The organism is Streptococcus mitis, assembly GCF_946190285.1.
Classification (GTDB): Bacteria; Bacillota; Bacilli; order Lactobacillales; family Streptococcaceae; genus Streptococcus; species Streptococcus mitis_CP.
Map to the genome: position 1 here is coordinate 693227 of NZ_CAMHZX010000001.1, position 15242 is coordinate 708468.

At 41.6% G+C, this 15242-nt stretch carries 17 protein-coding genes; all 17 read right to left on the minus strand.

Annotation, left to right across the window (positions count from 1 at the left end):
- Positions 1-2: 2 nt before the first annotated feature.
- Complete coding sequence (locus N8L39_RS03375) at positions 3-566, minus strand: TIGR01440 family protein (protein WP_261009688.1); 564 nt, start codon at positions 564-566, stop codon at positions 3-5.
- A 114-nt stretch (positions 567-680) separates the two neighbouring features.
- Entirely contained in the window at positions 681-2372 is a 1692-nt protein-coding gene (locus N8L39_RS03380; RefSeq protein ID WP_261009687.1) for a cache domain-containing sensor histidine kinase, read from the minus strand.
- Positions 2369-3106, minus strand: a complete 738-nt coding sequence (locus N8L39_RS03385; RefSeq protein ID WP_004261873.1) for a response regulator transcription factor — start codon at positions 3104-3106, stop codon at positions 2369-2371. Before N8L39_RS03385 ends, N8L39_RS03380 begins: the two co-directional genes overlap by 4 nt.
- A gap of 70 nt (positions 3107-3176) precedes the next feature.
- Positions 3177-4289, minus strand: coding sequence for a peptide-methionine (R)-S-oxide reductase MsrB (gene msrB / locus N8L39_RS03390; protein ID WP_261009686.1), 1113 nt, complete (start codon positions 4287-4289; stop codon positions 3177-3179).
- 9 nt (positions 4290-4298) lie between these two features.
- Positions 4299-4862 carry a redoxin family protein gene (locus N8L39_RS03395; RefSeq protein ID WP_261009685.1) on the minus strand — a complete coding sequence of 188 codons (564 nt, stop codon included), beginning with the start codon at positions 4860-4862 and terminating at the stop codon, positions 4299-4301.
- A gap of 13 nt (positions 4863-4875) precedes the next feature.
- Positions 4876-5586: a thiol-disulfide oxidoreductase-associated membrane protein CcdA2 gene (gene ccdA2, locus N8L39_RS03400; RefSeq protein ID WP_261009684.1), complete on the minus strand. Its 711-nt coding sequence runs from the start codon at positions 5584-5586 to the stop codon at positions 4876-4878.
- Between the two features lie 166 nt (positions 5587-5752).
- Entirely contained in the window at positions 5753-6301 is a 549-nt protein-coding gene (locus N8L39_RS03405; protein ID WP_261009683.1) for a GNAT family N-acetyltransferase, read from the minus strand.
- A 256-nt stretch (positions 6302-6557) separates the two neighbouring features.
- Entirely contained in the window at positions 6558-7382 is an 825-nt protein-coding gene (gene nadE / locus N8L39_RS03410; RefSeq protein WP_261009682.1) for an ammonia-dependent NAD(+) synthetase, read from the minus strand.
- Positions 7379-8839: a nicotinate phosphoribosyltransferase gene (locus N8L39_RS03415; RefSeq protein ID WP_261009681.1), complete on the minus strand. Its 1461-nt coding sequence runs from the start codon at positions 8837-8839 to the stop codon at positions 7379-7381. Before N8L39_RS03415 ends, nadE begins: the two co-directional genes overlap by 4 nt.
- 115 nt (positions 8840-8954) lie before the next feature.
- Positions 8955-9443, minus strand: coding sequence for a DUF6773 family protein (locus N8L39_RS03420; RefSeq protein ID WP_261009680.1), 489 nt, complete (start codon positions 9441-9443; stop codon positions 8955-8957).
- The gene (locus N8L39_RS03425; RefSeq protein WP_001107502.1) at positions 9433-9642 is read right to left on the minus strand and encodes a helix-turn-helix transcriptional regulator; all 210 of its coding nucleotides are present in this window, start codon (positions 9640-9642) and stop codon (positions 9433-9435) included. Before N8L39_RS03425 ends, N8L39_RS03420 begins: the two co-directional genes overlap by 11 nt.
- A 368-nt stretch (positions 9643-10010) precedes the next feature.
- Entirely contained in the window at positions 10011-10421 is a 411-nt protein-coding gene (locus N8L39_RS03430) for a GNAT family N-acetyltransferase (RefSeq protein ID WP_261009679.1), read from the minus strand.
- 100 nt (positions 10422-10521) lie between these two features.
- Positions 10522-11886 (minus strand): amino acid permease, encoded by a 1365-nt coding sequence (locus tag N8L39_RS03435; protein WP_180947989.1) that lies wholly within the window; start codon positions 11884-11886, stop codon positions 10522-10524.
- A gap of 75 nt (positions 11887-11961) precedes the next feature.
- Entirely contained in the window at positions 11962-12444 is a 483-nt protein-coding gene (gene greA, locus N8L39_RS03440; protein ID WP_000818748.1) for a transcription elongation factor GreA, read from the minus strand.
- 60 nt (positions 12445-12504) lie between these two features.
- Positions 12505-14199, minus strand: coding sequence for an endolytic transglycosylase MltG (gene mltG / locus N8L39_RS03445; protein WP_261009678.1), 1695 nt, complete (start codon positions 14197-14199; stop codon positions 12505-12507).
- A gap of 79 nt (positions 14200-14278) precedes the next feature.
- On the minus strand, positions 14279-14773 hold the full coding sequence (locus tag N8L39_RS03450) for a GNAT family N-acetyltransferase (RefSeq protein ID WP_261009677.1): 495 nt from the start codon (positions 14771-14773) through the stop codon (positions 14279-14281).
- 8 nt (positions 14774-14781) lie between these two features.
- Positions 14782-15237, minus strand: coding sequence for a GNAT family N-acetyltransferase (locus tag N8L39_RS03455; protein ID WP_261009676.1), 456 nt, complete (start codon positions 15235-15237; stop codon positions 14782-14784).
- Positions 15238-15242: the final 5 nt, after the last annotated feature.

The window sequence follows — 15242 nt, forward strand, 5'->3', positions numbered from 1 at the left end:
TCTCACGACTTTCTGATAGAATCTTGTGGATAATGCGCACGCGCACCTCCAATTAATTTTGGACGGCTAGCAAGAGCCGTTACATGGGCATGCCCAATTTCTCTCAAAAGAGGGCGAATCGGAACCTGAACATGCTTGACATGCATACCAATTGCAGTGTCTCCGATATCCAATCCAGCATGAGCCTTGATAAATTCAACCTCAACTGGATCTTGCATAAACTTGAAGGCTGCCAACTGACCTGAACCTCCTGCATGAAGGGTAGGAAGGACACTGACCATTTCCAGACCAAACTGCTCTGCCACCTGACGTTCAACGACGAGGGCCCGATTGACATGTTCACAACCTTGAACGGCTAGATGAATTCCATTTTCTTCTAGGATATCTAGGATGGTCTTCACAATGATTTCCCCAATTTCTTGGCTGGATTCCTTGCCAATCTGACCACCTATCACTTCACTAGAAGAAAGGCCCAAAACAAAGATAGATCCTTGCTTCAAATTGGCCTTTTCTAATACATCTTTTACAATCTGGCTTGTTTCTATTTGAATGTCTTTTTCCTTCATACTTGATACCTCTTTTGTCACTATCTATCATATCGTTTTTTCTACGTTTTAGCAAGATAGACAACCTAGAAAGCTTGCCCAATTACGCATAAAACTCCCAGAATTGACTGGGAGTTAGCTAGTTTCTATTCTATTTATGTATATTTCAACTGTCGTACCTTTTGAGGGGGCAGAATCGATTTTCATCTGGTAATCTTCTCCAAAATGAAGTTTGAGCCGTTGATCAACATTTTGAAGACCAACTCCCCCACGTTTGAGTTGACTTTGACTACTATCACTAGTAGCTTGGAAGCCAACTCCATCATCCTCAATACGGATGACCAATCCTGAATCCTGTTTCTGAACAGAAACTCTAATATGTCCCTGACCTTCCTTTTCCTTAATGCCATGGTAAAGAGCATTCTCTACAAGAGGTTGTAGGACCAGCTTGGGCAAAACTAGCTTATCAAAGGCAGGATTTTCATCAATCTCATATTCCAGCTTATCTCCATAGCGTTGTTTTTGGATAAAGAGATACTGGCGGACATGATTGATTTCGTCAGACAGGCAAATCAAGTCCTTGCCTTGATTGAGCGCCAAGCGGAAGTAGGTAGCCAAGGACTTGGTTACCTGCACCACACGCTGACTATCCTGAAATTCAGCCATCCAGATGATGGTGTCCAAGGTGTTATAGAGAAAATGCGGATTAATCTGGCTTGATAAAGCTTGAAGTTGGTACTGACGGGTCGTTTCTTCCTGCTTGCGAATATCCGCCATCAGCTGATCAATCTGATCCAGCATGGCATTGAACTGACGAGTCACTTCTCTCAGTTCATGGGCACCAGTTTCCTTGGCACGAAGATTCTGATTACCAGAAGCAATCTCCAGCATGGTTTCTCTCAAGTCATTCAGAGGAGCAATCCAGCGTTTAAGACTAAACCACACCAAACAGAGACAGGCCAGAAGAGAGGTAACACTGGCCCCAAGCAAGGTCCACATGAGTTGACTCCGAACCTGGTCTAACTTCTCCAGCGAAGACACGCCAAGCACCGTCCAATCAGTTCCTGCTATCTTTTCCTGACTAACGTAGGATTTGTGATCTGGAGTATAGCCCTGCCCTGTCTCAATATAGGGTTTCATGGCCTCCATTTCGCTAGACGAACTATAAACTGTGTGTTGAGGATGATAAACAAATTCACGGTTTTCATTGATAATAAAGGCAAAGCCCTGCTGACCCAACTGAAGTTGATTTAGATAGGCTTCCAGAGTTTCATAAGAAATATCCAAACGAAGCACGCCCAAATTAGCTCCCTTCGCATCAACAAGTTCTTGAGTGACAGAAATGACCCACTGACTATCTGATTTACGAGCTGGAGTCAAAACGGGTATGGCTCCCTGATGAATGGCCTTTTGGTACCAATCCTCAGCCATCATATCAGAGGAAGTTTTCATCTGCACACTGTCATCTGTAGAAATGACTTGACCGGATTTGGTCACCAGCACAATAGTTTTTAAATCCTGATCTGCCTTTAAAATGGTCAAAAACAGATTTCGGATTCCCTTGACCTTGTCTTGACTGGGATTCTCAGCATAGGCTAGGACATCCGTCTGCTGGGTCAAACTAGTTGAGGTGGTTTCTAATTTTTTGATATAAGACTGGATAAAGTGGCTAGTCTGGCTGATAGTCGTTTGGCTATTGCCTTCAATGGTAGCCTCAATGGCTGAAGAACTAGATTGATAATAGAAAGTCCCAACCAGAGCTAGGAGAATGAGAAAGACCAGAAAGATGGAAATAACCATTCTGACTAGGAGAGAAGAACGTTTCATCGACCTTCCCCCTTCTTAAACTGACGAGGTGTCACACCTGCAATCTGTTTAAAACGTTGGGTAAAATAGTTCATATCTTCAAAACCAACCTTCTCTGCGATCTCATAAATCTTCAGATCTGTAGTTAAAAGCAAGAGTTTGGCTTGTTTGACACGTTCTCTCACCAGATAATCCTGAAAAGGCAGGCCTAACTCTTTCTTAATCAAAGAACTCAGATAGGTCGGACTAAAGCCCAAGTCACTAGCCAAAGATTTTAAACTAAATTGGCTATCAGCCAGATGGGACTGGATTTTCTGGGCCATATTTCCTTCAAACTTATCGGTCAGTAAATCTTGTAACTGCTCTTCCTTTTCTTCCTTATCCAACTTTTGCTTGATTTTCCCCAGCATTTCCTCAATATCCTGACGAGAAAAGGGTTTGAGTAGGTAGTCATCTACACCTAGTTTGACAGCAGACAAGGCATAATCAAAATCATCGTAGCCTGTTAAAAAGACCAAATGCACCTGAGGATAGGTTTCTCGGACCAGACTGGCTAACTGGATGCCATTTAGCTGAGGCATGTTGATATCGGTTAAAATGATATCTGGAACCTGTTTTTGTATCAATTCCCAAGCCTGCCTTCCATTTTCAGCTTGACCGATGATTTCCATATCGTAGGCTGCTACATTAACCAGTTTGGTCAAGCCTTGTCTTACCAGATATTCATCTTCTACGATTAAGATTGTATAGGTCATGCTTCTCTCCTTTGTCACTTACTAGTATCAGTATAGCAAAATTCTCCTCTAACTGCTTAGGAAAGCCCTCTTAATCAACATAATCTAGTAAATAAGCGTAACCTTTTTCTTCCATTTGATCTTTGGGAATAAAGCGGATAGAGAGACTATTAATACAGTAGCGCAAGCCCCCCTTGTCCTGAGGCCCATCTGTAAAGACATGACCAAGGTGAGAATCTCCAACTCGGCTCCGCACTTCCATGCGTGTCATATTATAAGACTTATCTTCCTTGTAGGTGGCGACATCTGGACTGATTGGTTGGGTGAAACTAGGCCAACCACAACCAGACTCAAACTTGTCCTTTGATGAAAAGAGGGGTTCGCCAGTTGCTACATCCACATAGATACCAGATTCAAATTTATCCCAGTAGCGGTTTGAGAAAGCCCGTTCTGTTTGATTTTTCTGGGTAACTGCATACTCCTCAGGCGACAAGGTCTTTTTCAATTCTTCATCGCTTGGTTTGGGATATTTGCTGGCATCGATGACGGGGTAGGCCGCCTGATTAACATTGATATGGCAGTAGCCATTTGGATTTTTCTTGAGATAGTCTTGGTGGTAATCCTCAGCCACTACAAAATTTTTCAAGGTCTCCTTTTCAACTGCTAGAGGTTGATCGTATTTCTTAGCCACCTCATCAAAGACTTGGTTAATCACCTCTAAATCCTTGTCATCTGTGTAATAAACACCAGTACGGTACTGGGTTCCCACATCATTTCCTTGTTTATTTTTGCTGGTTGGATTGATAATGCGGAAATAGTGAAGCAGGATTTCCTTGAGGGAAATTTGATTAGCATCATAGGTGACATGGACAGTTTCTGCATGCCCTGTTTGGTTAATCAATTCGTACTTAGTTGTTTCCCCTCTACCATTTGCATAGCCTGATACGGCATCTGTCACCCCGGGAACGCGTGAGAAATATTCCTCCACTCCCCAGAAACATCCCCCAGCTAGATAAATTTCGTGCAAGTCTGCATCTTTACTAACTTCTGTTTTTTTCACTGTTTTTCCTCCTTGGCTAACTGCCGCTTTCTCAATTTGCGAGCTATCTGTCTGCCCTGCATTTCGCATCAATAGAAAATAGAAACCGCTTATGGCTAGGAAAAAGATTCCTGCCAAGACAAACAATTTTACTTTATCATTCATGACCTTTCTCTACCCCATTTCTTTCAATGTTTTTAAAATCATATTCTTATCCATAAAACCAGGTTGCGTTTTGACCAGCTTTCCTTCCTTGTCTATAAAGGCTTGAGTTGGGTAAGAACGGACACCATAACTTTCCAAAAGTTTGCCTGACGGGTCAATTAGAACTGGGAAATTTTTATAATCCAAGCCCTTGTACCAGTTCTTAAAGTCTGCTTCTGCTTGTTCCCCCTTGTGTCCAGGAGAGACCACTGTCAAGACCACATAATCATCACCAGCATCTTTAGCAATTTCATCCGTGTCAGGAAGACTGGCTAGACAGATGGAACACCAAGAAGCCCAGAATTTGAGATAGACTTTCTTACCCTTATAATCAGATAAACGGTAGGTCTTGCCATCTATTCCTGTCAGTTCGAAATCAGCAACCGCCTGACCTTTAGTCGCAGTTTGCGAGCTGACTTGTTCTGTTTTAGATTGCTCCTTCATAGTAGATTCGTCTGACATATTTTTAGCCGAACAGGCTGCCAAGCAACAGATTGAGCCTACTCCAAGGAGACATGTTTGCCATTTTTTCATTTCTTTTTCCTTTCTATTCAAATAATGTAGTCAAAATGGAAGCATTTCCCAAAAGTACCAAGATTCCCATCACGATAATGAGGAAACCACCCACTTTTTTGAGGGTTCCGAGATAAGGGTGGAGTTTTCGGAAATGTTTCAAAACATAGCTGGAGGCGAGAGCTAGAACCAAAAATGGTAGCGCCAAACCCAGCGTGTAAATCAACATGAGAGCAGCTCCCTGCCAAGCACCTGAGCCACCTGAAGCCGCCAAGGCCAAAACAGAGCCCAGAACCGGTCCCACACATGGCGTCCAAGCAAAACTAAAGGTCAACCCCAGTAAAAATGCCTGACTATAGCCCTTACCCTTTTGCCCCTGTCTCTGTAATTGTAGCCTTCTTTCCTTGTAGAGTCCCTGAAAATGTAAGACTTCCATCTGGTGCAAGCCCAAGAGAATGATAACCGCACCTGTCACATATTGAAACCAAGGGGCATACAAAAGGTCTCCTAAAAAACCAGCACCATATCCCAGTAAGATAAAGATAAAAGAAATACCCGCTATAAAGGCCAGAGTTCGTAATAAACTAACAAGTGAGATTGAAAATTTGCCACTAGAAGCCTGAGCACCATCTTTGTCATCCAACAAGACCCCTGCATAGACCGGTAACAAGGGTAAGATACAAGGAGAAAAGAAGGAAAGAATTCCAGCAAGAAAAACACTGATATAAAAGATTATATTATCCATTGCCTTCCTCCATTCTTTGATTTGATAGGACTATTATAGCCCCAAAACTCCAGAAAAAACAGGGACAATGATAGGGAAAAATAGGAATTTAATCAGGTTATGTAAAAAATGTTGCAAAAAAAGCCAGACAAGGTCTGACTTTGATGGAAACAGAAAAGAAATTTCACTAGTCTTCCCTACTTATCTGATAATAAATAAGGTCCGAAAGATAGCCTTTTCTCTCTACACCATTGGTAATAGTCTTTAGATAGGACATTCCAGCCTTCTCCATGACACGACCTGAAGCTGGATTGAGACTGACATAGCGTGCCTTGACTTCTTGAAAACCTGCTTGAGTAAAACAAAAGTCCAAGACAGCTTTCAAGGCCTCTGTCATCATACCATGACCCCAGTATTTCTTGCCTAGCACATAACCAATTTCACAAGAAGAATCGTTCTCATCTATTGCAACAATGCTGATATCTCCTATCACCTGCTCTGGCTTTTCTTTGAGACAAATAGCCCATTTGTAATAGTTGGGATTTGTATAGGAAGCAACCCAATTACGAATGGAATTTCGAGTCACCTCGACATCAGAATGGGGATCCCAAGTGACATAGGTCAGATTCTCAGCGGATGAAGCCCAATTCTGAAACATGGCTTCTGCATCACTTTCCACAAATCTTCGCAAGATTAAACGATCTGTGTGTAATATTTGCGTACCGATTGCTTTCATGACGCTACCTCGCTTTCTGATAGATGGTTCTATGCCCAACCTCAATTTAGATTTACTTTGCTTTTGAATTTCAAGGTAATAAGCTAAAAAGGTCCCCCGGACCTTCCTCGCTTTCTTATTTCAAGGTGAGAGGCTGAAAACCTCCACTGAAGGTGCCTCGTTTTCCTATTTTTAGACTCGGGGTAAAAAGGTCCCCCGGACCTTCTCTCACTTTCTTATTTCAAGATGAGAGGCTGAAAACCTCCACTGGAGGTTTTCACTCCCAAAAGTCATCAAATACAGTGATTGGTAGGTGGCGTTTGTGTTGACCTTTGTGCCACCAGTTTTCGATTCTTGCTTGGGCTTCTGGGCTGATTGTTTTGCCTTCTAGATAGTCATCAATCTCTTCATAAGTGACTCCGAGGGCTACTTCGTCAGCTAGGCCTGGTTTGTCTTCTTCAAGGTCTGCTGTTGGGATTTTTTCATAAAGTGCTGAGTCTGCACCAAGTTCCTTCAATAGTTGTTTTCCTTGGCGTTTATTGAGGCGATAAAGAGGGAGAATATCTGCACCACCGTCACCAAACTTGGTAAAGAAACCTGTGATATTTTCCGCGGCGTGGTCTGTCCCAATGACCGCTCCACTATGGGCACCCGCAAGGGCATATTGGGCAATCATACGACTACGAGCCTTGATATTGCCCTTGTTAAAATCTGAAACAGGACTACCTGTCGCTTCAACTGCAGCTGTCATAGCGTCAGCTGATTCCTTAATATTCACAACCAAGCTGACATCTGGCTGGATGAAGGCTAGGGCTTTTTGAGCATCTGCTTCATCAGCTTGCACTCCATAAGGCAGACGGACAGCGATAAATTTGTAGCTGTCATCGCCCGTTTCAGCTCGCAGTTCTTCCATAGCTAATTGAGCTAAACGTCCTGCTAAAGTCGAGTCCTGCCCTCCAGAAATCCCTAGTACAAAAGTTTTAAGGAAGGGGTGTTTTTTCAAGTATCTTTTTAAAAAATCAATAGAACGACGGATTTCTTCCTGGGCATCAATCACTGGTTTGACACCCAGCTCTTGGATAATCGTTTCTTGCAAACTCATTCTTCTTCTCCTTCACCAAGGGCTTCCTTGCGCATCTTATCAATCAAGTCCATCTTATCTTGCCATACATCACGCGCCAAATCCACTGGATAGTGCTGCGGATTGAGCACGCGCTTGTACTCATCCCAAAGCTTGTCAAATTCCTTACGAGCATAATCCTGAATCTCAGTCAAGCTAGGCAGGTTGTAAATCAATTTTCCATCTTTGAAGATATCTACCAAGAGAGGCACGGCATCAAAATTACGAACGGTCTTCTTGATGTAGGTATAGGTCGGATGGAACATCTTGATTTCTGTCATGCTGGCAACATCCACACCGTCATAAGTGATATAATCGCCTTCTGACTTGCCTTTTTCACGACTGGTAATGCGCCACACCTGCTTCTTACCTGGCGTGGACACTTTTTCCGCATTATTGGACAGCTTAATCGTATTGCGCATGTTCCCATTTTCATCTTCAATGGCCACAATCTTATAAACTGCCCCAAGTGCTGGCTGATCATAAGCTGTAATCAGCTTGGTACCCACACCCCAGACATCAATCTTGGCCTTTTGCATCTTGAGGTTAAGGATGGTATTTTCATCTAGATCATTAGAAGCATAAATCTTAGCCTCTGTAAATCCAGCCTCGTCCAGTTGCTGACGGACTTTCTTAGAAATGTAGGCAATATCCCCAGAGTCAATCCGCACACCCATAAAGTTAATCTGATCACCCAGCTCACGCGCCACCTGAATGGCAGCTGGTACACCGATGCGAAGGGTGTCATAGGTATCCACAAGAAAGACACAATTTTTGTGGGTCGCAGCATAAGCCTTGAAAGCTTCATAGTCGTTACCATAAACTTGTACCAAGGCATGGGCATGGGTCCCCAAAACAGGAATATTAAAGAGTTTACCAGCACGCACGTTGCTGGTTCCATTGGCACCACCAATCACCGCTGCGCGTGTTCCCCAGATAGCCGCATCCATCTCTTGCGCCCGACGTGTCCCAAACTCCATCAAAGGCTCATCTTCGATGACCGAACGAATACGAGCTGCCTTAGTAGCCACCAAGGTCTGGTAGTTGACGATGTTCAAAAGAGCCGTTTCGACCAACTGACATTGGGCTAGAGGGCCTTCCACCTGCACAATAGGCTCATTAGCAAAAACCAAATCCCCTTCTTGGGCAGAACGAACGGTCAACTCCAACTTGAAATTGCGGAGGTAGTCCAAGAATGCCCCATGATAGCCTAGCGACTCCAAATAGGCAATATCACTATCTGAAAAACGCAACTCTTCAAGATAGCTCACAATTCTTTCCAAACCAGCAAAAACCGCATAGCCATTCTTAAAAGGCTGTTGACGGAAATAAACCTCAAAAACTGCCTTTTTATTGTGAATTCCTTGGTCAAAGTAAACCTGCATCATGTTAATCTGGTACAAGTCCGTGTGCAATGTCAAACTATCATCTGGATACATACTTTTCCTACTTCCTTAACTAGAAACCAATGAAAATTTTCAAGAACTTTCATGTGTTCCAATAAATTAGTACTATTATAACACATTTTAGCTGGATTGAGAAAAGAGTAACAAGCTATTCTCCACTCTCCAGTTCATCCATGTCTTGCTCAAATTTTTTCTGAGCCCATTCGCCATAACTTTTAAGGCCGAGATTACCGATAAAAACCCAAGGAAGGTAAATCAGATAAGTAATGACCCAAGCAGATAAGTATTTAACGTTCAAAGGATTGTGCTGATAAATTTCTATGTTAAGTTGATAATTCTGCAACATCAAAAGAGTCGTAATAGCGAGAGTTACCAGCAAACACCCTAAAATTGTAAAATGAAAACGACTATAGTAGTTCACACCAAAATCTCGAGCACGGCCGAAAAAGTAAGAAGTTCCAATAATGATAGTGATGAGAATCATTCTCGGATTAAAAAGACTTGGTGCTAATACTGCAATCATATAAGATAAAATCAAGAAAGCTATAGAGATATAGAAACTTTCAGCCCCCGCTTTATTGATCAGTTGTTCTTCTCTTTCGTCTAATAATTGATAATAAAAAAATCTATTTTTCATCTTCTTCCTCCCAAAATAGTTGGTCTAATGTTTTTCCTAAGCATCTGCAAATGGACTGGCAGAGGGAGAGACTAGGATTGTATTTCCCAGCTTCAATCAAGCCTATAGTCTGCCTAGTAACGCCCACAGCTTCTGCCAAATCCCCTTGTGTTAAATCACGCTCCACCCGAGCTAATTTTAATTTTAAATTTTTAGCCACTAGCGTCCTCCTTCACATTCTTAAAAAGTTGCACTTCTTTTAAAAACATTATACCATATATCTAACTTAATGCAATATATAAATGTCATTTTGTAATATTTTATTAACAAAAAAACTCTCTATCATATAAAATAGAGAGTGTTAAGTTTAAATATAGGATTTCAAAATATCGACGCATCACTTCTTTTCTTAACCTTACAGACCTTGATTCCCAATTTCTAAGCTGCGATTGTATTGTCCTCAATATCACCTAGAAAGACACAATTTCTAGATTCTAACTAGTATTTATCGAGAATCTACTTAAACGTTACCCATAGCTACCATCATACCTCCATACTTATATAAAGCCCCTCTTTGCTTTATTCTCCTTACAAATCTTTTTGGTAATAAAATCTTTTTCCTGTGTAGGGATAGTCTTGTAAGGTAAAGACTTCCTTGTAGCCATGCCTTTTATAAAAATCAGGAGCTTGAAACTGGTAAGTATTGACAAAAGCAAAACGACAGTTTCGATTCTTAGCTTCAGTTTCTACTTGCTGTAATAGTTTTGACCCGATTCCTTGCCCTCTCAGTTCCTCTTTTACAAATAAATACTCGATTTCTAGCCAATTTCCAAAAGTCTCTGCTATCAAACCTGCCAGGAGATTGCCCTTTTCATCTTCGACATAAAGATTAAGTGGCTCACTTTCAGCTTCTTCTCTTTTTGAACGGTTATAAACACGAATCAGATTCCCTATTTCTTGTGATTTATAGGATTCCTTATTTTCCAATCTAAAGTACATCTAAATCTCCTCAAATACTGTTACAGCTTGATTATAGTCTTATTTCAATAGACTGTCAAACTAGCAAAAACCCACCAACCTAAGCTGATGAGTTTCAAATCTATTTTCTAAATTTCCACTGGCTATAAATACCAAAACCGATAATCCAGATAGCTGATCCGATTGCTCCTACAAAGGTAGACTCTTGTAAAAAGAGGGTCACAAAGACAAAGGCAAAGAAAAGCATGGTTAAAGGATTTAGGAAACGATAATGGGGCATGAGATAGCCATCCGCCATAAAGTCTGGTGACTTGCGATACTTGAGGTGAGCCACCATAATCAAGATATAAATGGCGATATAGACACCGGATGATGATGCCGTAATCAAGGCAAAGGCATCGGAAACCCCTGGCAATACGTTGATAAAGGCTGCTAGGGCAATCAAAACCGCTGAAGCAATGATGGCATTTTGTGGCACGTTATGACGAGAAAGGGTATCTGCCTTAATAGCCTTTAAGAATGGATTTGGCGAATCATGGGCAATCTGGTACAAATGGCGCCCTGTTGAATAAAGGGTTGAGTTAAGAGCAGATGCTGCTGACGTCAAAACGACGAAGTTAATTAAGGCCGCTGCCCACTTGATACCTGCCAATTCAAATACTGTTACAAAAGGAGAATCAGCCGAAGCAAGTTCACGCCAAGGGATGATAGCCATGATGGCTAAGAGAGCACCACCGTAGAAAAAGGCAATACGCAAAGGAATTTCCTTAACGGCTTTTGGCAAGACCTGACGTGGATTTTTAGTTTCAGAAGTCGTTACCCCGATAAACTCAATCATGAGATAGGCAAAGAATACCATCTGGAAGGCCATGACAAAGTTCACTCCACCATTTGGGAAGAGGGAGAAATTGTCGGTAATATTGGCCAAACTTGCTACTCCATGAGGTGTCTTAAAGCCTGTCAAAACCATAAAGACTCCTGTAGCAATCATTGCTAAAATAGCCACAATCTTGACCATAGCAAACCAAAACTCAACTTCCCCAAAGAGCTTCACCGCGATTAGATTGACCAAGGCTAGAATGGTCAAAAATCCAATCTCAATCATCCAGCTTGGCCAGCTAGGGAACCAGAACTGAACATAGTGAGAGATGGCTGTGATTTCCGCCATACCGATAAAGACAACGGATAGCCAATAGGACCAAACTGAGAAATAACCCCAGCCCTTACCCAAATGGCGCGTGATAAAGTTGATAAAGGTATGTTGCTCAGGGTCTTGGTAGAGCATTTCCCCAACCGCACGCATCATGAGGAACATGAAAGCACCAGTAATCATATAAATCAGTACAATGGAAGGACCTGTTAGGCTAATAGAGCGACCCGCTCCCAAAAAGAGTCCTGTTCCGATTGTTCCTGCAATGGCCATAACCTGCACGTGACGATTGGTTAGACCACGCTCCATCTTATTTTTTTTCTTCTTTGAACTCATATAGTCTCCAATTCAATTTAAAATGGAAAAAGGAGTGAGTGAAGCGCACTGCCTCCCCACTCCTTTTTTCTATTTTTAGGCTGTTTTTTCAACCTTCAAGATTTTTACATCATAGCTACCAACAGGTGTTTCAATGGTTGCTGTGTCACCTGTTTTCTTGCCAATCAAGGCTTGTCCAATTGGGCTTTCATTTGAAACCTTTCCCGCAAAGGCATCTGCACCCGCTGAACCAACGATAATATAAACTTCTTCTTCATCCTCACCAATTTCTTGGATAGTGACTGTTTTACCAATCGCTACTTCATCATCGGCAACTGAGTCGCTATTAACGATTTCAGCATAACGGATTTTTGTTTCTAAGCTAGAGATTTGTCCTTCGACAAAGGCTTGTTCATCCTTAGCTGCTTCGTATTCACTGTTTTCAGAAAGGTCACCGTATGAACGGGCAATCTTAATGCGCTCTACCACTTCTGGGCGGCGGACCAATTTCAATTCTTCTAATTCTTTTTCAAGTTTTTCCTTTTCCGCAAGGGTCATAGGATATGTTTTTTCTGCCATTTTTCTCAACTTTCTTTCGATAGTATTGAATCTCTATCTGAGATTCTCATTTTTGTAGTCTTAGTTTGAACTACTATTTTGAGTAAGCTTGCTATTGACGTGTTCAGCTACATTACGATCATGTTCTTCCTGTGTCACTGCGTAATAGACTTTACCATCTGTAACATTGGCTACAAAGTAGAGGTTCTCACTCTTTGTTTGGTTAACACTTGACTCAATCGCGTCCTGACTTGGACTATCTACTGGACCAGGCATCAAACCAGGTTTTGTATAAACATTGTATGGTGAATTAATCGATGTATCAATTCCAGCGTCATCTGCTAGGCTGATATTTTGGCCAAGTTTCCCTTGAGCATACAAGATTGCAATATTGCTTTGAAGTGGCATACCAAGATTCAAGCGGTTGTAGAAGACACCTGCAATCAACTTACGATCTTCAGTCTTAGCACCTTCTTTTTCAACAAGTGACGCAATTGTTAGCAATTCATTGACTGTCAAGTTTTTAGACTTGATTGCACTATAGTGCGGAGTCAAGGTCTTATCCATAGCTGCCAGCATCTCATCAATCAAACTTTCAATAGTTGTGCTTTCCTTGATAGAGTAGGTCGCTGGGAAAAGATAACCTTCCAAACGGTAACGAGCTCCACTTTCTTTCGTTGGCAAGCTTTCAAGTAGGTTTGGATATTTAGCAACTTCTTGACTGATAAAGTTGTCATCTTGAACTTTAGCCAAGAAAGCTTCCGCTGTCAAAGGTTCTTTAAATTCACCTTGTAATTGGCCTACAGCTTGGGCAATTTGCTCAATTGTATATCCTTCTGGAATCGTCAAATCTGCAAGTGAAGGTTCTTGAGGTTCAGGAGTACCACCTTTTTGGAGTTCCTTAATGATATCCTCTGTACTCATGCTCTTTTGCAAATTGTAATATCCAGCCTTCAAATCTGAATAATTTTTATATTTAGCATAAAAAGCAAAAATCACTCCGTGTTTAATCACACCAGAATTTTCAAGTACTGAGCCAATTTCTTGGACATTGGATCCTTCTGGGATTTGAACGGTTACATACTTCTTAGAATTAGCGTCAACTGGTAATAAAGATGACTGGACATATTGATAACCGAAGTAACCACCTGCCGAAATCAAGGCAAGGAAAATCAGTAGAGAAATGAAGAAAGCCTTCAAATGTGATTTTTTCTTCTTAACAGGTTTAACTGTCTCACGACGACTACGACGTGGAGTTTCAGAAATGACTTCAACAGCTTCCGTTTCCATTACTGGTTCTGGTTTTGTTACTTCTTTCTGAGGCTCTTTTTTAGCTTCAGTCTTATAAGAAACAGCTACTCTTGTTGGAGTTACGTTCAAATCTCTTTCGTCCTTTTGTGGACGATTAGTCTCTGGCCCTGGAACCGGTCTTGATGGACTTGCTTCAACTGGTGAAGCTGGAACATCTTGACTAGGGTGACTAGGAACGATTGGAGCTTCCTCTCTTAGTTCCTCCGCCTGTGATGCAGGCACATCTTCACTAGGATGCTGTGGAACACGTGGTGCATTCTCCATAATTTTTTCAACAGCTGATAGGGATGCATTCATCACTTCTTCATCAGCAATTTTTGTGTCAGGGACAGACAAAGCTGATTTTTTTTCATCAAGTTCAGCGGCCTCTTGACGAATCCCTTCATAACGTTTTACTTTTTCTAAATCACGTAAAATCTGCTCTTTAAAGCTTAATTTTTCGTCTTCTCTTGACTTTTCACTCAAAAGTTTATCCTCCTCGTTGACAATCCATAATATTATATCTTAAAAACGAAAGAAAAGCAACCTAGCATGCTTTTCTAGCTTATTTTTTAGCTTCCCAGACCATATCATACCATGTTTCCCCTGCAAAGGTTGACTGGGACTGGCCTTCATTGACAAATCCATGTTTTTCGTAGTAAGTAATGAGATAGTCATGACAGGTTAGGTTAATGCCTTCTCTTTCGTGTTCAAGAGCTAGTTCTTTCAAAGCTGTTAGCAATTTCTGACCTAGTCCTATTCCCTGTGCCTCCTTGGCAATAGAAAGACAGGTCACAGAGATATAGCCACCAGGCTCATGACTATAATCTGCTATCTTTTCTGTAAAAGACTGGTCCTGTAGATGGCGGTGGGGGCCAACTGGTCCCTCTATATACCCCATGATTCTGCCTTCTTTTTCTGCAACCAGAAACGAGGTCTGAATCTCTCGCAAATGCGCCTCAAAAACAGAGAGAGGAATGGCTTCTTCTATCGAAAAATTTTCTAGTTCAATCTCAACGATACGATCTAAATCTTCTAATCTTGCTTTCCTAATTTCCATTTTGCCTCCTAAAAAAAGAGATTAAACCAAATCATACTAAAACCTTGACTAGCTGCATAAAACGAATCTGTCTCTTTTTCATCAATAAAACCGTTCATTTCAAAATAGGAAAGCAACTCACCAGGGCTCTTCAAACGAATAGCTTTGTAATCCAGCTCAACTGCCACATCTTTCAAAGCCGCAAGAAGAAGCGTTCCCAAGCCCTGTCTCTGATGGTCAGTATCAATGACTAAAGAATGTATTTCTAGACATTTCGGATTGTGTGGGTAAGGACCACCTAGAACATAGCCCAGAAGCTGATTTTCATCCCTAGCTAGAAGAAAGGTATCCGCATACTTACGGATACTTTCTTCTAAAATATGAGAAGGTTGCTGCTTTTCAGCTGGAAAAGATGAAGCCTGAAGTTCCTCTATCTCAGCCAAATCAGACTTACTTGCCTGAATGATCTTAATTGGAATTTCCATGGGAA